The organism is Pseudidiomarina aestuarii (assembly GCF_048263735.1).
Classification (GTDB): Bacteria; Pseudomonadota; Gammaproteobacteria; order Enterobacterales; family Alteromonadaceae; genus Pseudidiomarina; species Pseudidiomarina aestuarii_B.
On record NZ_JBLXDX010000001.1, the window covers coordinates 300,509 to 322,404 of the forward strand.

Sequence of the window (21,896 nt, forward strand, 5' to 3'; positions counted from 1 at the left end):
CATGCAGCTAACAGAGCTTTTGTATCAAGTGAATGAACGCGGCATTTTCTTATGGGTTGAGCAGCAAACAGATGGTGAAGACAAGCTGAAGTTTGCGATTCGGCAGCCGCTGGAGGATAAAGAACAGTGGCTGGCAAAAATAAAACCTCATAAAACTGACTTGATCAAGCTGTTAAAACGCGCAGGGGTCATGTCGGAAAACCTACAGCTACCGATTATTTATCCGAGCGATATCCAGCCATTCCCTTTGTCTTTTGCACAAAAAAGGTTGTGGTTTTTACAACAGTTTGAACCGGATAGCGCTGCCTATAATGTGCCCTTAATATTAGAGCTGCAGAACGGTAATACACAACAAAACATCGTCGCCGCTGAACAAGCTGTGCTGGCCGTATTAGAAAGACATCAGGTCTTGCGTACTGTGCTGGTGAGGAATGATGAAGAACCTGTCGGCATATTAAAACCAGCTTCCGAATTGCAGTTTAGCCACCAAGAGCTAGAAGCAGAATTAGACCAACGTACTCTGCACGATAAATTGCGGGAAGAACTGTCACGTCCTTTTCTTTTGGATCGACAATTACCGGTGCGTGCTTGTTATTTCCAACGACCCGATCACCAAGCAATTTTACTTATCACTTTGCACCATATTGCAGTCGATGGTTGGAGTCTGCCTTGTTTATTACACGAGTTTCAGCAGTTTTATCTGCACTTTAGCCAAGGTGCTGAGGTTGAGTTACCTACACTCACTCTCCAATATCAGGATTTTGCCTTGTGGCAGCAACGGCTGCTTCGTGGTGAACTGCAGCAACAACAATGGCAATTCTGGCAAGCACAACTCAGCGAAGCACAACCATTGGAATTGCCTCTGGATCGCAGCAGGCCCAACAGTTTTGATCCGCGCGGCGATACCGAAAAGTTGCAACTCGATAGCACAACCTCTCAAGGTCTGCATCAACTGGCCCGCTCTTTAGGCTGTAGCTTTTATACCTTAACTTTATCTGCTTACTTTGCGTTATTGCACAAATACAGCCAGCAACATGACTTACTGATTGGTACTGCCGCCGCTAACCGTCACTACCCCGGCACCAAAGATATGATTGGCTTTTTCGTCAACAGTTTGCCTATTCGGTGCCGAACCAAAGCCGATCTCAGCCTGACCGAATTAGTACATTCTGTGCATAAGAGCCTGATTTCAGCACAGCAATATCAAGATATGCCCTTTGATTTGCTCGTAGAAAAATTGCAGTTACCAAGAGACCCAAGCTGTCATCCGTTATTTCAGGTGTTCTTTAGCTTGCAACAAGCTGATGAACAGGCCCAACAGCAAGATTTCAGTCTACTCAGTCCCGATGGCCTATATCAGATTGCCAAATATGACTTATCGCTCTTTGTGACAGAAGAAAAGCATAACGTAACGATAGAACTGAACTATGCCACAGCTTTATTTGATCAGAGCACTGTGGCGCAGATGCTGACACATTACAAAACCATATTATTGCAGTTGCTGGCAGAACCCGGGGTAAAGCTCAACCAGTTGCAGTTATTAAGTGAACAGCAACAACATCACTTAGTATGGGAACTCAATGATACGAATCGGGCATTGCCCGAGTTAGCCACGGTCTCAGCATTGTTTCACCGTCAGGCGTCATTGACACCTCACCAAGCCGCCCTAAGTTTTGGCTCACACAGCTTAAGTTATCAAGAGCTGGACCAACGCAGCACGGAGCTGGCACTGCAACTACTACCGGTGCTTGAGGATTCCCCATCAAAGCTTGTGGCTTTGCTGATGGAACGCTCGCTGGAGTTAATTGTTGCTATTCTGGCCATTCATAAGGCTGGCGGCGCGTACGTACCCATCGCTCCTGAATTCCCGCCGCAACGACAGAATTATATTTTACAGGATACTAAAGCTGTCGCTTTAATCAGTCATCAACCCATGCAAGAGAAAGTAGCCGCGCTGTCGAGTTCACCGCCAATGTTCTGGGCCGATTCAGGGTTGTGGCAGGACCCGACCATTGTTGGAACCCAAGCGCACAACACTTTGCCTAAGCAGATTACACCGGATCAACTCGCTTATGTTATTTACACTTCAGGTACTACCGGTAATCCAAAGGGCGTCATGCTGGAACATCAGCAATTACTGAACCGAATCGACTGGATGCAAAATACTTATCCGCTTACATCAACGGATAAAGTCTTACAAAAAACCCCGTATATTTTTGATGTGTCCGTATGGGAGTTGCTATGGGCAAACGCTTATGGTGCTGAGATTGTCGTTGCCAAGCCTGAAGGTCATAAAGATCCAGATTATTTGTACCAGTTAATCGAACAACAGCAAGTCACCGTACTGCATTTTGTACCGACCATGTTTCAGGCCTTTTTGGATGATCTGCAGCGCCGGGGCCGCCTTGTGCCGTCCTGTTTACGTTATATTTTTTGTTCTGGTGAAGCTCTGTCTGTCGCCACAGTGCAGCAATTTCAGCAGTTGAACCCGAACCAACGAACCCAGTTGCACAACTTGTATGGCCCTACAGAAACGGCGATAGATTCCAGCTATTTTTATTGCCAAGGCGACCTTCGTTCCGTGCCGATTGGCAAACCCATCCAGAACACTCAGTTGTATATCCTTGATACCGACCAACAACTGGTGCCCAAAGGCGTGGCCGGCGAACTTTATATCGCCGGCCATGGCGTAGCTCGTGGTTATCTCAATCTGCCCGAGTTAACCGCAGAGCGGTTTTTACCGAATCCTTTCTATCATGCGACACAGAATGCCTCAGCCGGCCGGCGCATGTATAAAACTGGTGACCGAGTGAGAATGCGTGCTGACGGCAATATCGAGTATCTAGGTCGCAATGACTTTCAGGTTAAGCTACGTGGTTTTCGTATTGAGTTGGGTGAAATAGAAGCGGCGCTCTCTGCATTGCCACACATCAGCCAGGCTTTAGTGATGGTTAAACAGGCCGCCGGTCAAGACAGGTTGGTAGCGTATTGCCAAAGCGACACGATGCCAAAGCCTGATCAACTGCGTGCATTGTTACTACAAAAATTACCCGATTATATGGTGCCCGAGCATTTTATTGGTCTCAGCCGCTTTCCGGTCAATGTAAACGGCAAGCTTGATCGCAATGCTTTACCCGAACTAGAACTAAAAACAGAGCACTATTTAGCACCCAAAACGGAGCACGAAAAGCAGTTAGTAGCGTTGTGGCAAAGCTATCTAAAACTGGACAAAGTAGGCATTGAAGATGACTTCTTCCGGCTCGGTGGCAACTCGATATTGGCCATCAGTGTGGCTCATGCGATGGCAGAGATGTGGCAAACTCACTACCCGGTAGCCCAACTTTTTGCGGATAAAAACATCCGCAATGCGCTGGTCAATTTAACCCAAAACTTGAACCAAGCAAACGAACATCAGGCTATACAGCCCTGCACGCTGGCCGAACCGCCATTGTCTTTTGCCCAGCAACGACTGTGGTTTTTACATCAATATGATGCAACCAATACTGCCTACAACATTCCTATCGCCCTTAAAGTGCAAGCAGCTTCAGCCAATCAACTGCAACAAAGCTTGCTGCTACTGGTTGAACGACATCACGTATTGCGTTCTTTGATCAAGCAAACTGATGAACAAGCCCGCGCCATACTCCAGTCTACAGACAGCTTTCAACTGGAGACAGTAGCGCTCAATGATGCAGACTTTGGCGAAACCTTTAATCGCTGCGTAAATTATTGCTTCAATCTACAACGGGAAATTCCCATCAAAGCCTGGTGCTTTGAACGAAGCCCAAGTCAGACTACAGTGTTACTGATCAACATCCACCACATTGCATTTGACGGCTGGAGCCATAGCCTTTTTCTGGCGGAGTTGGAACAAGCAATGCACCATGTCTGCCGGGACCAACCTCTGCATTTTGAACAGCTTCCGCTGCAATACCGGGATTTCAGCTACTGGCAGCGCGAAGCATTTACTGCAGGTCAGTTCGACGAACAGTTAAACTACTGGAAGCAACAACTGCACCAATTGAGCCCGCTTGAAATGCCGTTGGATAAGCCACGTCCTGCCAAACTGAGTTATGCCGGTGATAACTTGCTGTTTCATTTTCCGCCTCGATTATCTGCTCAGTTAAAAGCGCTTGCAGCCAATCGTGGTTGTACCTTGTATAGCGTGATGTTGTCTGGTTTTGCTATCTTGATGCACAAGTACTGCGGGCAGCAGGATATCGTACTCGGCACACCGTTTGCGAATCGTCATCACAAGCACACTGAGCAGTTGATTGGTTTTTTTGTCAATACACTTCCACTTCGTTTGCACATTCAACCCGATCAAGGCGCACAGCAGTGGCTAGAGCACGTGGCGAGCACCGTCACAGAGGCGCAACTGAATCAGGATCTGCCGTTTGAATATCTGGTTGATTTGCTCAAGCTGCAGCCGGATCCATCCCGTCATCCGGTATTCCAACTGCTGTTTTCGATGGACCAGTTTGCAGATCCGACGCAGTCGGCCTATTTTTCTGAATTTGATTTAGGTGAAAATTATCAGGTAGCCAAATACGACCTATCTTTATATATCAAAGATGAAGGCGAACAATTACTCGGTGCGCTGAATTTTTCCACTGCACTGTTTAATAAAGACACTATGCAGCGCCTGACTGAGCGTTATCTGGTTTTAATGCAGCAACTAGCTGCACACCCTCAAACCAAGATTGATCAATTACAATGGTTTAGCGCTGCGGACCAACACGTTCTTTCAGATGCCAAAGCGGAGCCTGACGATACCAACAGCGCCACCTTTGCCGAACTGTTTTCTCAACAGGCTGCCCTGACACCTACACAACAGGCCTTAGTCTGGCAACAACAAAGCTGGAGTTACCAGCAGTTGGATCAAGAATCTAATCAGCTTGCCCATCAGTTACGCCAGCTAGGCTGCGACGCGGGGGATATCATTGGTTTGCTGTTGCCACGAGGACCAGAGCTTATTCTGTCAATACTGGCCATCCTCAAAGCCGGCTGCGCCTACGTGCCTATCAGCCCGGATTTCCCGCTGCAGCGCATCCGCTTTATACTGCAAGATACTGACTGCCGCTTAGTACTGACGGACCGATTAGATGTCGATACAGAAGTTCCAGTCTATGATCCTGCTGGCCTTGAGCACCACCAACAACCGAATACACCTTTATCGCTGAATGTCGGCAGCACCGATCTGGCTTATGTCATTTATACTTCAGGCACTACAGGCCAACCGAAAGGTGTGATGGTAGAGCAGCACAGTTTTACTAATTTCTTGCTCAACTTCCCGCTCTATTTGCCGGATAATCAGCCAGTCCAGCTGTTATCTTTAACCGCAGTCACGTTTGATATTTTTGGTTTGGAGTATGGTTTACCACTGTTGCGTGGCGGCACTTTGTATTTATCCGACCTGCAAAACGCGGTGGCTGATTTACAGCACCATCCGCAGATTAACCTTATTCAGCAAACCCCTTCGGTGTTACGTACTTTACTGGCTATGGACGCTGCTGATTTAAGCTCAATCACTTGTCTGGTTGGTGGCGAAGCCCTCGATAGCGAATTGTTACATCAGTTGCAACATCACTTTGCTCAAGTGGTGAACGTATATGGTCCTACCGAAACTGTCATTTGGAGTACCTGCCATCGTTACGATCAACATCAGTATCACAATAACCCGCTATTGATTGGCAAAGCGCTGCCGCATGAGCATATGTATGTACTCGACCCAGAACTCAAATTTCTGCCCGCTGGCGTCGTCGGTGAACTCTATATTGGAGGGGCAGGATTGGCTCGCGGTTATCTAAATAGACCAGAGCTGACAGCTGAACGTTTTATTATTCATCCACAGACCCAAGAGCGGCTGTATAAAACCGGTGATCTGGTCAAGCAAACTCTGGATGGACAGCTTGAATATAGAGGCCGTACTGATTTTCAGGTGAAAATTCGTGGTCATCGTATTGAGTTAGCTGAAATTGAAACCATACTGCAGCAACACAACAGCGTCAGTCAGGCTTTGGTAGTTGCCATGCATGAAGAGCAACACAACGAGCCTTATTTGGCGGCTTACTACCAGTCAGAATCGGACATTTCTCCGGAGCAACTCGCAGATCGCCTTGCCCAGTTTTTACCTGATTTTATGTGGCCTGAAGTCTATACCCGAGTGCCACAGTTCCAGCTGACAGCGAATGGCAAACTGGACCGAGCTGCTCTGCCGAAGCCACATCGAACGCTCACTTCAGAACAAAAGTATCAGGCGCCGATTACAGAGTTTGAACAACGCATTTCACACCTGTGGCAACAGGTGTTGGAACTGGATCAAGTGGGTCTTGATGATGATTTTTTCCGGTTGGGCGGCAATTCCATCAAAGCTCTTCTACTCTGTCACAAACTGGCCAAAGAAGCAGATTGGCCAGTGGCTGTAGCTGATTTGTTTCAGTACCGAACGATTGCAGCTCTGCTCAACCACTGCCAAGCCGACGATCGAGAGCAACGAGACCTGCCAGTGTCTGCAACTGAAAGCAGCACCGCACCGCTATCTTTGGCACAAAATAGATTGTGGTTCCTCTATAACCTAGAGCCAAACAGCAGCGCTTATCACATTCCTATGCTGCTTCAACTGAAAACATTGGACTTAGCTCGACTGCAGCAAGCATTGAGATGTCTAATGCATCATCAACAGGTGCTTTGCTCGGTCATAGAAGAGCGTGATGGCTTGGCTTGGCAACAATTGGTTTCTGCTGATCGTTTTGAGCTGGAATACCAAAAGCTTACGACCGAACACTTGCCAGTGCAGATTGAGACGGCAGTGCAGAAGCCGTTTTCGCTGCAAACACAATTACCTATTCGAGCCACTGTCTTCGAGCTTGATGATGGCACTTATTATCTACTGATCTTAGTACACCATATCGCTTTTGATGGTTGGAGCATGGATTTGTTATTTAGTCAGCTTGACCAGTTTTACCAGCAGACTGATAAAGCGTTACCACCTTTGGCTTACCAGTACCGCGACTATGCCCGCTGGCAGCAGCAACAAGCCCAATCAATGGAGCAGAATCCATATTGGCAAAAACTAATCGATGTACCACCGTTAGACCTGCGCACATGCTACCCCAGGCCGAAAAACTTTGACTATAAAGGAGCCGATCTTGAATTTAGTTTGAGCTTAGACCTGTCCACTCAAGTACAGGCCTTAGCGCGAAAGCAGAAGGTGTCGGTCTATAACTTGTTGCTAGCTGTGTGGAGTTTAACGCTGCACAAACTGACCGGGCAGCAGGATATACTGCTGGGTACGCCGATGGCCAATCGCCAACTCGCTGGATCCGATGCCATAATCGGCTTTTTCGTAAATACGCAGGTACTGCACCATTATATCGATCCAGAAGCCGATTTTCTCACTCTACTGTCCGACATTACCGAACAGAGCACTGTAGCACAGCGTTATCAGGAACTGCCTTTTGAACAACTGCTGGAGCAACTCTCCGTCGAACGGGATGCAAGCCGTCACCCACTATTTCAAGTGATGTTTTCAGTCCAAACATTTGCAAAAACTGCCACGGGTCTCGACTGGCTAAGCCCTGCCCCGTTGCCTGCCGGCGACTGCAATGCCAAGTATGATCTGTCGTTTCAGTTGGAACTGCGAGATCAATACATCAGCGGTACATTGAATTATGCCAGCTCGTTATTTAGCGAACGGCGCATACGGCTCATACAACAGGGATTTGTTAATCTACTCCAACACGTAGTCAGTGCACCGCAGAGTAAAAATGGACAGTTGTCTTTGCTTAATGCCGAACAAAAAGCTGCTATGTTGGCACTTGGCGACAGACAACAGCAACACTCAGACGCAGCGTGTGCATCCACGCTAAATGCCTTATTTGCAGTTCAAGTGGCAAATCATCCACATCAAATAGCAGTGCAATTGGACCAGCAACAACTGACCTATCGCGAGTTGGATGAACTGTCGAACCAATTAGCGCATCAGTTATTACAGATGGGTGACGGTGAACAACAACAAATGATCGCCCTGCTGCTGCCGCGCTCTGTCTGGATGATAGTTGCTATTTTGGCAGTACTGAAAACCGGTTCAGCATGGGTGCCCATTGAGCCCTCCACTCCGGAACATCGCCTGCAACATATACTGAATGACACTCAAGCAAAGCAGGTATTGAGCATGTCAGACGTTGATTGCAAGCTCCTGTTACCTGAGCACTGCCAGTTGCTTAATCTGGACTTGCTTGATTTCCACCACCACCCCAAAGCGACACCAGATGTAGCCGTGTCGGAGCGAGACTTAGCTTATGTCATCTACACCTCGGGTACTACAGGGGTACCGAAGGGCGTACTCATTGAGCATCAGTCTGTGCTTAATACAGTGCTGCAACAGCGGGATATCTATCAGATAAACCCAGATTCTGTGCTCTATCTTGGCTTATCTTATGCCTTTGACGCTGCTGTGGCGGTAATCATGAATGCGCTGCTGTCTGGTGCCAAGTTGCTCCTCAGCAAAGATATAGACTTTGGCCAGCCCTGCATGAGTAGCGTCAGCCACCTGATTTTATCAGGCGCTGTGCTCGATTTATTACAGCCAGAGTGTCTGCCCAATTTGAAGTACCTGATTTATGGTGGAGCTGCGGCAAGCCACTCTGCTTTGCAGCGCTTTCCTGAGGTTGAGATTTACACGGAATATGGCGTTACCGAAGCGGCTATTACCTCCAGCTTGACTAAGGCCAATCGGAGCCAGTCCGCTATTATTGGTTCGCCATTGAATAATACCAGCCTCTATGTTCTGGATTCTAAGCGAGAGCCGCTGCCTTTTGAAGTTACAGGTGAGCTTTATATTGGCGGAATCGCTGTAGCCAGAGGTTATCTGAATCTGCCAGAGCTAAATCAACAAGTCTTTATTTCAAGTCCATTTATTGAAGGCGATCGGCTCTATAAAACTGGCGACCTAGTGCGTTGGCACAGCAACGATAACGGTCATAGCCAACTGGTATTTGAAGGCCGCAGAGACAAACAACTTAAATTACGTGGTTATCGTATTGAGCTTGCGGAAATAGAACATCAGCTACTCAGTCACAGCCATGTACGACAAGTCGCATTGAAGCTGCAACAGGTGAATGGTCGTGACCAGCTGTTGGCTTATTTAGTGACTCCGCAACCTGATATAGAGCAACTCGTTACAGAGCTGAAACCACGGCTTGCGGATTTTATGCAACCCGATCACTGGTTATGGTTAGAGCAATTACCACTAACCAGCAACGGCAAATTAGATGAAGAAGCTTTGCCGCTGCCACAAGTTACACAAGACTACAGTTCCCCTGCCACCGCTACCGAACAGCAACTGGCAGTTCTGTGGCAACAACTCCTTGGTGATGTCAAAGTCGGGCGAGATGATGAATTTTTCCTGCTGGGCGGCGATTCGATCCTTGTCATGCAGCTCGTGGCTTTGCTGAAAAAAGAGGGTTTACACAGCAATGTCAAAGCTCTGATGCAGCACCGTAGTTTAAAAAGCATGGCGTTCATGCTGGATCAACAGCACGAACAAAACGAGATAGTCGCAGAGCAAGGACTATTGAGCGGCAGCTTTGACTTGTTACCCATTCAGCAATGGTTCTTTCATTTGGTTCAATCTGGTCAGGTGGTCAATCAGAACTATTGGAATCAGTCATTCCTCATCAAAGTTCAGCCGTTAAATCTAGAATTGTTGCGACAAGCCGCTGAGCAATTGGTTGCTCATCACGATATCCTCAGAGTTCAATTCTGCAAGACAAACGCAGGCTATCAGCAATCGTATTCGGCTGACCTGCCGCAGTTCGTGATCGAGGAACTTGACCGAGCCACTTTCACGGATGAAGCATTTGAGAAACAACTGTCGGAATGGCAAAGCGAATTTAATATTGAACATGGACCGCTGTTTAAGCTGGCCTATCTGTACAATTATTCCGATAAAAGCGCGCGCCTATTTTTTGCCTGCCATCACTTACTAATTGATGTGGTAAGTTGGCGCTTGCTGGTGGAGGATTTAAGCAGCCTGTATCAACAACAGACGTCTAAGCTTCAACAGCTGCCGGAAAAGACCACCAGTTATCGGCAATGGGTTGCAGCCCAAAATTCAGCGCCACAACTTTATCCAGAGCATTATTGGCAAGCGTTCTATTCAACTCTACCCGAAGTACAACGACCTGCCGCAACTGCCAGCACCCAGGCGAAGCTGCAATTGACACCAGAGCATTCGAAGTTGCTAATGCAACAAGCGCATCAGGCTTATCAAACAGAGATCAATGAATTATTACTTTCTGCTTTAGCTTTGGCGTTACGAGATATTTGGGGGAACACTAGTCAGGCTGTGCTGCTCGAGAGTCATGGTCGTCAAACCAATAAGAACAGTCTAAACCTAAACCGAACCATGGGCTGGTTCACTAGTTTTTACCCCGTAATTTTGGCCGCCACGGACGACCTAGCGCACAACATTCTCTATAACAAAGAAACCGTGCGACAAGCCTCAAGTTATGGTCAGAGTTATATCCGCTCCGGCTGTTATCGGCATCAAAAAGCTGAACATCTAGCTGTGAGTTATAACTATTTGGGACAAATAAATGCAGGTGGAAGTGCCGATGACTGGCAGATAGTTGCTGAATCTAGTGGAGCCAACTACCCATCACAACAAAGCTCTTTTGAACCTGTCAGTATTCTGGCGGTGTATCAGGATCGGCAACTGCGGTTCTCCTGCACCACCTTGTATGGACAAGAGTTTAGCGATCAGCTTACAGCTAACTTCGAGCAACGCTTGCTGCAACTGATTGATTTCTGTACACAGCATCAAGTATCTAGACCGCAATCGCTTTGTGACTATCCGCAGTTTAATCCCTATCAGTTGCACAATCCGGAGCAAACCAACACCGTTTTTGTATTCCCTTCAGGCGAAGGCGATAGTATTGATTTTTATCAACCGTTTATTGCGCGTGTAAAGGACACTAGGCTGGTACTGCTGAATAACTTTTACCGCTATTTATTAGAGCAGCACACTGAGCAGGCAGCTTCATCAAGTTTCACTGCGCTTGCACAGCAGTTGGTTCCGTTGATCAAACACCTACAGCCACAGGGCCCTTGGCATTTTATTGGCTGGAGTTTTGGAGGCGTACTGGCGCTTGAAGTTTGTCGTTTGTTGGAACAACAGCAAGAGACACTTGGCTCGGTACAACTTATTGACAGTTACTTCAGTCTGCATAAAGCTCGATTGCTCTTACCAGAACTGGATGCACTGCTGGCCAATGAGGAAAGTAGCCAGAATATCAACGCCAACCATCAGCCCACCACCAAAGTGCAGACAAAAATTACTTTGTATAAGGCTTCCAGCCCTTCGGGAGCCAAACTTGCGGAGAATTTACAATGGTTAGAGCAGGCGTATCTGCCAACTCCAGCGAACTTCATTGAAGACTTTGCGGCTCAACTGGAGATAATCCCTTATCAGACTGGGCATTTTGATCCTCTGTCGACTGAACTAACAGACGCTTTGATCGCAGGGTTACGATTTTAAATATGTTAATATCTCTACCCATATTGCGAATTTAAAGAAACAACCTCAGACGAGTAAGGATTGAACTCATGCGTTTATTACATACCATGCTTCGTGTTGGTGATTTACAACGTTCTATCGACTTCTATACGCAAGCACTGGGCATGCAATTGCTGCGAACTTCGGAAAATGAAGCCTACAAGTATTCGTTAGCTTTTGTCGGTTATGGTGATGAGCGTGATCACAGCGTCCTTGAGTTAACCTACAATTGGGGCGTCAGCGAATACGAGCATGGCGAAGCATTTGGACACTTGGCTATTGCTGTCGAGGATATTTATGAAACCTGCGACCAATTACGTGCGGCTGGTGCCGATGTCTACCGTGAGCCGGGGCCGGTCAAAGGTGGCTCCACCGTTATTGCTTTCGTTCGCGATCCCGATGGTTACGCTATTGAATTAATCGAGCGCAAACCTGCTTAATTTCCGCAACCGAGAGCAATAAAACATGGCAACTGACGAACGTATGAAACAACGATTTCGGGGCTATTTGCCAGTCGTGATTGATGTTGAAACGGCGGGATTTAACTCGAAAACAGATGCACTGTTAGAAATTGCTGCGGTCACTCTCAAGTTCAACGAAGCCGGTGCATTGGAACTCGATCAAACCTTTCACTTTCATGTCGAACCCTTCGCCGGCGCAAATATCGAGCAAGCGGCGATCGAGTTTAACGGCATTGATCCGCATTCACCTTTGCGTGGTGCCATTGCTGAAGATGAAGCAGTGAAAGAAGTCTTCAAAGGGCTTCGTAAAGCGCAGAAGGACGCAGGGTGCCAACGCTGCGTTCTCGTCGGTCACAACGCCACTTTTGACCATAACTTTGTTATGGCAGCAGCCGAGCGTGCCGAGCTTAAGCGTAACCCGTTTCATCCCTTCGTCACGTTTGATACCGCAGCTTTAGCGGCACTCACGCTGGGCCAAACCGTGCTGGTGAAGGCTTGTCAGGCAGCCGGCATTGAATTCGACAGCAAACAAGCGCATTCTGCGTTGTATGATACCGAGCGCACCGCCGAGCTATTTTGTTGGATGGTGAATCGCTATCAAGCATTAGGCGGCTGGCCACTGGCAACTGAGACAGACGAAGCATCTGCTGCTGAGTAGCTCGAGCTGAACCATTTATCCAGAAGAGTACGCATATGAAGCACTATTTCCCACAAGGATTGGCACTGGGTTTATTCCTATTAATGGTGTGGTCGGGGATCAATCCAGCCATGTTTGATGTTTGGGTCGCAGAAATGATCCCGGTCGTAGCCATCTACTTGTTACTGGTATTCACCTATCCCAAATTCCAATTTAGCAACACCAGCTATGCATTGATGTCGGTGTGGCTGATCATGCACACCATCGGCGCCCATTACACCTTTGCGAATGTACCGTTTGAGTGGTTCACCGAATGGTGGGGTGGTGAGCGTAATCATTTTGACCGCATTGCGCATTTTTCAGTCGGATTCTATGCCTATCCCATGGTTGAGCTGCTTCTCAAGAAAAAATGGGCTGTGCCGGTCACTGCGGGCTTTTTTGGGCTCTTTCTGATCATGAGCGTTGCTGCCGGCTACGAGATTATCGAGTGGTGGTATGCGGATCTTGCGGGTGGCGATGCAGGTATCGAGTTTTTAGGCTCACAAGGCGATATTTGGGATGCACAAAAGGATATGCTGGCCGATACACTCGGTGCCATTGCTGCTTTAGTTTTATATTTCTTAAAGCGCCCCGACCGTCGGGCATAGGATGCATTATCCATAAAAAAGGCCGTTCCCAGCATCACTGAGAACGGCTTTTTTCATCTACAAACGGAATTAAGAGACTTTTTTCAGCTTATCAAAGTTTTTCGACAGGTAATCAGCAACGCCTTTCGCATCAGCTTTCATACCTTCATCACCTTCTTTCCAACCCGCTGGACATACTTCGCCATGCTCTTGGTGGAAATTCAGCGCATCAACCATGCGTAACATTTCATCAATGTTACGACCCAGCGGTAAGTCATTGACGACTTGATGGCGAACAACGCCCTCTTCATCGATCAAAAACGACGCGCGGAAAGCAACACCAGCTTCTGGATGCTCGACGTCGTAAGCTCGGCAAATACTGTGTTTCACGTCTGCGACGAGTGAATAGTTTACTTCACCAATACCACCGTTTTCGACGGCTGTATTGCGCCACGCATTGTGGCTGAACTGTGAGTCAATTGAAACGCCGATGACTTCAACGCCACGCGCCTCAAAATCAGCTAAACGCTGATCGAAAGCGATCAATTCTGACGGACAAACAAACGTAAAGTCGAGCGGATAAAAGAATAATACCGCTTTCTTACCTTTGATTTGCTGATGAAAGTTAAAGTCCTCAACGATTTGGCCAGAACCTAAAACTGCTGCTGCAGTGAAGTTAGGAGCCCGACGGCCAACCAATACACCCATTATTTTCTCCATTTTTCAGTTAGTGAACAAATATCCTTGCGCACCCGGCATCAGCGTCTTACTTTACTCAGCACTAGGCTGTGGATGCCGTTCTGCGACTTCGTTAATCAAGCTTTGTAATTCACCTTTCTGGAACATTTCCAGAATAATGTCGCAACCACCGACTAACTCGCCTTCGACCCACAATTGTGGAAACGTTGGCCAGTCGGCAAACTTTGGCAGTTCCGCTCGAATATCTGGATTCTGCAGAATGTCGACGAAAGCAAAAGCTTGCCCACAAGACATCAACGCTTGCGACGCTTGTGATGAAAACCCGCAGCTGGGTAGCTTCGGTGAACCTTTCATGTACAACAACACCGGATGCTCGGCAATTTGTTGCTTAATTTTGTCTACAGTTTCCATAAATGAATTATCACCTCTTAACGGTATAAAGCGGGGCATATTTTATCATAAACCGACTCAGCTCGCAGCATCAGATTTGGCCAGAAGAAGTCATGTACTCCCCTTGAAAATAAACTTTTCTGCCACTATCTAGGTATATTGTAACGGTCCTTACAGAATTCAATGTTAAACTGAAGGCCTGTTTGGAATTCTATTCGAACACTCAGCAACAAGGAGAGTCCACATGGCTTTTGAATTACCAGCACTACCTTATGAAAAGAATGCTTTAGAGCCTCATATTTCGGCCGAAACGCTAGAATATCACTACGGCAAGCACCACGCTGCTTATGTGACCAAATTGAATGACGCAGTGAAAGGTACCGACCTTGAGAACAAATCTCTTGAAGACGTGATCAAGACTGCTTCAGGTGGTTTGTTTAACAATGCTGCGCAGGTTTGGAACCACACTTTTTACTGGCACTGCTTGAGCCCAAATGGCGGCGGCGAGCCGACCGGTGCGGTAGCAGACGCTATCAATAAGAAGTTTGGTTCGTTCGCGAAGTTCAAAGAAGAGTTCAGCGCGCAAGCGGCTGGCAACTTCGGTTCTGGCTGGACTTGGTTGGTCAAAACTGCAGACGGCGGTGTCGACATCACGAATACCGATGACGCTGAAACACCGATTACCGATAGCAGCATCACGCCAATCTTGACCGTCGATGTATGGGAACATGCTTACTATATTGACTACCGCAATGCCCGTCCTAAATACTTGGATGCATTCTGGAACTTGGTCAATTGGGATTTCGTCGCGAAAAACTTCGCAGGCTAATCAGTAATCCTGTAAAAAACGCCGACTTGATGTCGGCGTTTTGATTTGTCTTATGACTTGTTTATTCCACTAAATTCGCTGGAATATCCGCGCGCATGCTTTGCCAGATTTTACCTGAATCATAGCCATACTGACGGACTAACTTCACCGCCTCTTCATGCGCACCGGCTTCAGCGGTCTGACGTAGTTTATGATAAAAATCGCGCGCTAATTGACGAGCTGCTGGGTTGGTAAAGTAAAAATTACCGATCCGCGAATACAGCCCTTTGAAGCCGTTCAATACCAACACGTAAATCGGATTCCCAGAGGCTAGCGCCGCATCATGATTTAACCGGTAATCGTATTGAGTGAACGTCTCTGGTGTGTCATCAAGTTCATGCGCTGGTTCTAGCAACGCCACCACTTTTTCAGGTGCATGACGGACCGCTGCACGAATGTAAATAGCACTGATATTGGTACGGGCTGACAACAGTTGATCAACCAATAACGGCATGCCGTCCTCATCGAGTCGCGCTAATGTCTCTAAGATATTGAGGCCCGATGTTTCCCAGAAATTATTTACGCGCGTCGGTTTCCCATGTTGAATGGTTAGCCAGCCATCTCGCGCTAAGCGCTGCAACACTTCACGCAACGTGGTTCGAGTCACGCCAATCAACTCGGACAGTTCACGCTCTGCCGGAAGAATAGTGCCGGGGGCGAAATGACCGTTCCAAATTGATTTAACGATGTATTCTTCTGCAAAGCCTGCTGGACTCTGTGCCTTTATGATCATGGTCGCGCCTGTGTCCTTGATGACCGCATAGGATAACGGTTGCTATAGCAAATAAGGTCAGCGATTTTAACAGTCTTTCCAATGGTCGGACAAGTACTGTTGTTTCTCTTGGAATGGCTTTACTTTTGTAGCGTTTCGTTTCACCATCGCGACAGCGAAAAATAAGAGACAAGGACCACATTGATGCTTGCGACACTCAAACAACTACCAAGTCAACGTGCAGCATGGGCTGTCCTAGCGGCTTCAGCTTGGTTATTAGTGGCAGCAGCGCTGTATTTTCAGTATGGCATGGGCTTAGAGCCCTGTGTGAAATGCATCTATCAGCGGGTTGCGATCATGGCCATTGGTACCGTCGCCCTCCTCCCACTGGTGGCGCCGCGCTCACGTATTGCTCAGTGGTTAGGAACTTTAGGCTGGCTGATCGCGGCAGTGAAGGGATACCTTATTGCAGCAGAGCACGTGGCTCTCCAGAACAGTACCAACGCATTTTTTATGGTTTGTGATACCTTCCCCAATTTCCCCAGCTTTATGCCGTTACACGAGTGGTTTCCGAGCGTTTTTGGTGCACCTGGATTGTGCGGTGATATTGACTGGCAGTTTGCAGGATTGAGTATGCCGGGCTGGATGCAAATCATCTTTGCCGCCTATAGCGTCACTGCCATCCTCGCTGCCCTCGCGTTAATTTGGGCTACTCTGAGTCGTACAACGGCCAAGTAACGATGCGTAGCTCGAGGTCTTCGTCGGTGTCTTGTTCGCTAATAACTCGGCTGACAGCGCTAATACCTGCAGCAATCATCGCTCGTTGAGAGCCCTGATTGCGCAGCGGATGCCAAGACGCTAGACCGCGTCCCTCAGCTAAGCGGCGATAAGCGCAAGACTGCGGCATATAGGTTAATTCGTGCACATTATCGCGGTGGATGACAACACAATCGGGCACCAGAGATTTTCGTATGGCGTACTGACTACAGCGCGCCGTTTCGGTGTTCAGCAGTTGGCAAGCCACATCGGTGTAATACACGGTTTCTTCAGGGTCATCGTCATCAATCAATTTATGCAGACAGCATTTCCCGCACCCATCACACAGTGATTCCCATTCGGCATCGGACATTTCATCAAGTGATTTGGTTTCCCAAAACGCAGAGTTACTATTAGTCACAACGCACAATTCCAGCCCAAGACCAGTGTCTGTCACCCTGCTGTAACCTGAGTTCCAACTGATCGTTTGGGGCCAATGCAGCGACACCGGCAGGCGTACCCGTGAGCACCACATCACCGGGTAGCAAGGTAAATTGTTGGGAAATATCCGCAATTAAGTCGGGGATGGTATAAATCATTTCTGTTGAACGACCCGCCTGACGCTGGACACCGTTCACTGTCAGTGCAAATTCAAGCGGTTGCTCAGCATCAAGTTCCGTTGCCGGTATCCAATCGGACAATGCACAAGAACCATCAAAGGCCTTTGCGCGCTCCCACGGATGCCCCGCTGCTTTTAATTCACTCTGCACTTGCCGCAGCGTCAAATCCAATCCAACCCCATACGCCTGAATGGCTAAGCTTGCCTCACTCGGCGTGCAGCGCCGCAACCGGGTGCCAATCTGTACCGCAATTTCAACTTCATGATGGCATTCGCCCTGCGCCTGAGGAATGATGACCTCAGGTAGTGCTGTGAGGGCCGTAGACGGCTTGATAAACAGGAGCGGACGACTGGGGGCGACATTATTGAGCTCAGCAATATGCTCAACATAGTTGCGACCCACACAGACAATTTTGCTTGGCAACTCGCCCATCGTCAGCCACTCCTACTCAAATTAACGAGGAAACCGAATGCGATCCGACAGATAGCCCACCGCAGCGACGAAATAATGTGAACGGTTCCAGCGCATCAGCGCATCGTAATTGGCGTAGGCTAAATACACGCGTCCTTGCTTGTCGTCAGGAATGACGACCGACGCCTCTAAATCAGAGCGATTGGGTAAATCATTACCATCCATCCGACGAATGCCAAGTGCTTGCCATTCCGCTAAGGTCTTCTTGGTATTCAAACCCGCCAATGATTCGTCAAAATCACCCGGAATCTGTACTTGCCGTCCCCAAGTCACGTCATCTTGCCAGCCGACACTTTTCAAATAGTTTGCAGCCGAGGCGAAAACATCTCCCATCGAGCCCCAAATATCTTTGCGACCGTCACCGTCATAATCCACCGCATATTCCATGAATGAGCTCGGCATAAACTGTGTTTGCCCCATAGCGCCGGCCCAAGAGCCTTGCATCTGTTCCACATCAATATGGTTTTCCTGCACGATGGTGAGCGCATGCCAAAGTTGTTTCTTGAAGAACTCTTCCCGGCGCCCCTCAAAGGCCATCGTGGTCAGCGCTGAAATCACATCAAAACCACCCGTGTAGGAACCGAAATTGGTTTCAATACCCCACAAAGCAACGATAAACCGCGGCTGAACACCATATTCAGCGCCAATTTTGTCCAGCAACTCACGATGTTTGGCATACATTTCGACCGCTTTATCGGCTTTCCATTCCGGCACAGCGCGCGGCAAATACGTATCTAAAGTCAGTTTGAATTCCGGTTGATTTTTATCTGCTTCCACCGATTTCTTGTAGAATTTCACACCCGCGAATGCTCGATTTAAGGTGTCTTCGGTATAGCCTGCTGCGCGCGCTTCCGCTTTGATCTTATCCACGTAAGCAGGGAAATCAGCCTCATCTGCGCCAATGGCTAGCGAGCTCCAACTCAACACGACGGCCGCGCCTGTGGCGACAACCCAACCTTGTAATTTATTTATCATGAGCGCTTCTCCTGCTGTAATAGGCTCGTCACCGGTGGTGGTATTTGTAAGTAGTAGCCCGGATCCGTTAGATGTTCACGTAATGCCGCCACGCTGATTTGCGCAAGCTTACGCTGGTCTGTCAATGCGAATGTCATGACCTGTATAGGTTGACCAAAATGTTGCCGTAAGGGTTCCGGTAAATCTGAAAAATCGGCGGAATGCGGCAAATAGAGGTAAGTATCAGCACGTTTAGCACTGCGAAACACCGTACATAACATGTTGCTAATCTCTGTTTAATAACGACTCGATGGTTGCTTTGAGCTTAGCGCCCCGCCAGCTGACTAACAAGTCTGGTACTGGCAAACGCGATCGATAGGCGGCAGGAATTTGCCAAAACCAATGAATGACATCGTTCAGCTGTCGCCGCGAACCAATTAATGAAGGCGTCACATCCAACTCTTTCGCGTATGCGTCAACCGCTTTCTTCAATGCATTAAATGCCGGTTTATAGCCTGGCATATCCGTAAGTTTACTCAAACGTTCCGGTTGTTCCGCTAGCGGCACTTCGAGGCCGCGTTGGATTGCCATTACTAATTCTTTGCCTGCGTAACGGCGGGTTACCGGCGACAAATCGGTAATGCTATATAAACCGTCTGCTTTGACGGGATGCTGACGCGCCAGCTCCAGTACGGTGTGATCTTTCGCGACAAAGCTCAGCGGAATATCCGCCTCACGAGCGCGCTCTAAACGCCATTGCAAAACTTCGCGCAGCACTGCCAATTGTTTCGGTGTACATTGCCAGGCATTGCCAAACTGCAAATAGAGTAAATCAGCGGGCCATTGTTGGGTGCGCTTTTCTACTTGAAAGGCGCTCTCAGCGACCGTTAAATCGAGTTTCAGAGGACTCTCACTCAATCGACTGAGTAAAGCGGGATAGACCTCTTGCAAATAGTCTACATCAGCAGCAGCGTAATCCAGTTGCTCTGGCGCTAGCGGTCGCTGCAACCAATCGGTGCGCGATTGTGACTTGTCCAACACCACACCAGTCAATTGTTCGACCAACGCGGCATAGCCGAGCGCATCACCCAGCCCGGCAAAGGCTGCCGCAATTTGCGTATCAAACACGTTGCGTAACGGTTGTCCCATCGCCTGAGCGAGAATTTCAAAGTCTTCACCGCCGGCGTGGATCACCACTTCTAGGTCTTCAGCATGCAGCAATTCCCACAGCGAACTTAAATCAATCGCTCCAACCGGATCAATCAAGACGGTTTGTTCACCAGCGCGCACCTGAATCAGTCCCAAGCGGGCGTAGTACGTGCGAACTCGCACAAATTCAGTATCGAGGACAATCGAGGAAAATTGCCGAGCATGTTTGCAAAATTCAACCAGCTCGGCGGTTTCTGTAACCAATTGGTATGTCGACATCTACGCTTTCGACTTCTTCTCTTCTTCGTCACGAAGCTCACGACGTAAAATTTTACCGACGTTGGTTTTCGGCAGTTCTTGGCGGAATTCAACGAATTTCGGTACTTTATAACCGGTTAAATTCTCACGCGCATAGTCCATCAGTTCGCGTTCGCTCAACGATTTGTCCTTGCGAACGACAAACACTTTCACCGCCTCGCCCGAAGAGTCATGCGGAACACCTACCGCAGCCACTTCTAGCACCTTCGGATGACCCGCAATGACATCTTCAATTTCGTTTGGATAAACATTAAAGCCCGACACTAAAATCATATCTTTCTTACGGTCGACAATCTTGAAGAAGCCGTCTTCGTCCATCACTCCAATATCACCGGTGCAGAACCATCCGTCTTTCATAACTTTTTCAGTTTCATCAGGGCGATTGAGGTAGCCCACCATGACTTGAGGTCCGCGGACCTGAATTTCACCTGATTCACCTTGCGCAACCTCTTCGCCACTATCCACATCAACCACGCGAACGTCTGTTGATGGCAACGGAATACCGATAGTGCCGTTGTAGTGCTCAATATCTGTCGGGTTGGTCGTAACCACCGGCGAACACTCGGTCAGGCCATAGCCTTCCAATAAGCGTGACTTGGTGACGCGTTCCCAATGTTCAGCAACCGAACGTTGCACCGCCATACCACCGCCTAACGCGATTTTTAACGATGAGAAATCTAAGTCTTTAAAACCATCGGTGTGCAAAAGCCCATTAAACAGCGTATTCACGCCAGAAATCATTGAGAAGGGATATTTACCCAACTCTTTGACAAAAGCGGCCATATCACGTGGATTGGTGATTAAAATATTGCGTCCACCGTGCTTCATGAACGTCAGGCAGTTCGCCGTTAATGCGAAGATATGATACAGCGGCAGCGCGGTAATAATGGTCTCTTCACCGTCGACAACAAGCGGCGCCACCACAGCAGATACTTGCTCAAGATTCGCAACCATATTGCGGTGCGACAACATCGCCCCTTTGGCTAAGCCCGTAGTACCGCCGGTGTACTGCAAAAATGCCAGGTCATCTCCGCTCATTACCGGCCGCTCGTAGGATGCTTTTTGCCCTTTTGCTAACACGGTTAGAAAGTCAGTGGTACCGGTCAGGTTATAACTAGGCACCATGCGCTTCACGAACTTCACAACAAAATTCACAATCCAGCGCTTCGGGGTTGGCAACATGTCACCGATGCGGGTCAACAGGACGTGCTCCACTTGGACATCCGCTTTCACTTTCTCAAACGTCGCCGCAAAGTTTTCTAGAATGACCAACGCTTTCGCATTGGCATCACTCAGTTGATGCTTCAGTTCGCGTGGGGTGTACAGAGGGTTAACGTTAACGACTACCATGCCAGCACGCAACGCGCCAAACAATGCAATTGGGTATTGCAGCAAGTTCGGCATCATAATGGCCACGGCATCGCCCTTCTTCAGGCCCTGTGCCTGCAAGTAGGCAGCAAACTGCTTGGAGTATTTGTCTAAGTCATTGAAAGTCAGTTCGTGGTCCATATTGACGTAAGCGACCTTGTCGCCATACGCTTCGATGCTTTGCTCGAAGATATCGACCAATGAATTGAAATGCTCCGGATCAATGGTGTCGGGAACGCCCGCTGGGTAACGTTTTAACCAAATCTTGTCCACGCGTGTCATGCTCCTGCGTCTGAGAATCTGTATC

General features: G+C 48.3%; 15 protein-coding genes. 6 read left to right on the forward strand and 9 right to left on the reverse strand.

The window, feature by feature from the left end:
* Position 1: 1 nt before the first annotated feature.
* The 4 genes from ACN0S4_RS01385 to ACN0S4_RS01400 all read left to right on the forward strand — a co-directional run bounded on the left by ACN0S4_RS01385 (position 2) and on the right by ACN0S4_RS01400 (position 13,305).
* Complete coding sequence (locus tag ACN0S4_RS01385) at positions 2-11,542, forward strand: amino acid adenylation domain-containing protein (RefSeq protein WP_417655957.1); 11,541 nt, start codon at positions 2-4, stop codon at positions 11,540-11,542.
* 68 nt (positions 11,543-11,610) lie between these two features.
* Entirely contained in the window at positions 11,611-12,000 is a 390-nt protein-coding gene (gene gloA, locus ACN0S4_RS01390) for a lactoylglutathione lyase (protein ID WP_417655958.1), read from the forward strand.
* Positions 12,001-12,025: 25 nt separating this feature from the next.
* Positions 12,026-12,679, forward strand: a complete 654-nt coding sequence (gene rnt / locus ACN0S4_RS01395; RefSeq protein ID WP_417655959.1) for a ribonuclease T — start codon at positions 12,026-12,028, stop codon at positions 12,677-12,679.
* Positions 12,680-12,714: 35 nt separating this feature from the next.
* Entirely contained in the window at positions 12,715-13,305 is a 591-nt protein-coding gene (locus ACN0S4_RS01400) for a DUF2238 domain-containing protein (protein ID WP_417655960.1), read from the forward strand.
* A 69-nt stretch (positions 13,306-13,374) separates the two neighbouring features.
* On the opposite strand, the gene ACN0S4_RS01405 is transcribed toward ACN0S4_RS01400, so the two are convergent.
* The gene (locus ACN0S4_RS01405; protein WP_169930040.1) at positions 13,375-13,992 is read right to left on the reverse strand and encodes a peroxiredoxin; all 618 of its coding nucleotides are present in this window, start codon (positions 13,990-13,992) and stop codon (positions 13,375-13,377) included.
* Positions 13,993-14,055: 63 nt separating this feature from the next.
* The gene (gene grxD / locus ACN0S4_RS01410; protein WP_417655961.1) at positions 14,056-14,394 is read right to left on the reverse strand and encodes a Grx4 family monothiol glutaredoxin; all 339 of its coding nucleotides are present in this window, start codon (positions 14,392-14,394) and stop codon (positions 14,056-14,058) included.
* A gap of 223 nt (positions 14,395-14,617) precedes the next feature.
* Here grxD and ACN0S4_RS01415 point away from each other — a divergent pair, with 223 nt between their 5' ends.
* Positions 14,618-15,202 (forward strand): superoxide dismutase, encoded by a 585-nt coding sequence (locus ACN0S4_RS01415; RefSeq protein ID WP_417655962.1) that lies wholly within the window; start codon positions 14,618-14,620, stop codon positions 15,200-15,202.
* A 61-nt stretch (positions 15,203-15,263) separates the two neighbouring features.
* Here the strand turns inward: ACN0S4_RS01415 and fadR are convergent, their stop codons facing one another.
* Complete coding sequence (fadR, locus tag ACN0S4_RS01420) at positions 15,264-15,974, reverse strand: fatty acid metabolism transcriptional regulator FadR (RefSeq protein WP_417655963.1); 711 nt, start codon at positions 15,972-15,974, stop codon at positions 15,264-15,266.
* Positions 15,975-16,157: 183 nt separating this feature from the next.
* Between fadR and dsbB the strand changes: the two genes are divergently transcribed.
* Positions 16,158-16,691 (forward strand): disulfide bond formation protein DsbB, encoded by a 534-nt coding sequence (dsbB, locus tag ACN0S4_RS01425; protein WP_417655964.1) that lies wholly within the window; start codon positions 16,158-16,160, stop codon positions 16,689-16,691.
* Here the strand turns inward: dsbB and ACN0S4_RS01430 are convergent.
* The 6 genes from ACN0S4_RS01430 to fadD are packed head-to-tail and all read right to left on the reverse strand — an operon-like array spanning position 16,663 to position 21,862.
* Positions 16,663-17,082 carry a YcgN family cysteine cluster protein gene (locus ACN0S4_RS01430; RefSeq protein WP_417656545.1) on the reverse strand — a complete coding sequence of 140 codons (420 nt, stop codon included), beginning with the start codon at positions 17,080-17,082 and terminating at the stop codon, positions 16,663-16,665. The two genes, dsbB and ACN0S4_RS01430, sit on opposite strands and share 29 nt — an antisense overlap.
* A gap of 40 nt (positions 17,083-17,122) precedes the next feature.
* A complete protein-coding gene (locus ACN0S4_RS01435; protein ID WP_417655965.1) occupies positions 17,123-17,761 on the reverse strand; it encodes a fumarylacetoacetate hydrolase family protein in 639 nt (212 codons plus the stop codon).
* Positions 17,762-17,782: 21 nt separating this feature from the next.
* On the reverse strand, positions 17,783-18,775 hold the full coding sequence (locus ACN0S4_RS01440) for a lytic murein transglycosylase (protein WP_417655966.1): 993 nt from the start codon (positions 18,773-18,775) through the stop codon (positions 17,783-17,785).
* Entirely contained in the window at positions 18,772-19,035 is a 264-nt protein-coding gene (locus ACN0S4_RS01445) for a YcgL domain-containing protein (protein ID WP_169930048.1), read from the reverse strand. The genes ACN0S4_RS01440 and ACN0S4_RS01445 overlap by 4 nt, the downstream gene beginning before the upstream one ends.
* A gap of 4 nt (positions 19,036-19,039) precedes the next feature.
* A complete protein-coding gene (rnd, locus tag ACN0S4_RS01450; protein WP_417655967.1) occupies positions 19,040-20,182 on the reverse strand; it encodes a ribonuclease D in 1,143 nt (380 codons plus the stop codon).
* A complete protein-coding gene (gene fadD, locus ACN0S4_RS01455; RefSeq protein ID WP_417655968.1) occupies positions 20,183-21,862 on the reverse strand; it encodes a long-chain-fatty-acid--CoA ligase FadD in 1,680 nt (559 codons plus the stop codon).
* Positions 21,863-21,896 lie beyond the last annotated feature (34 nt).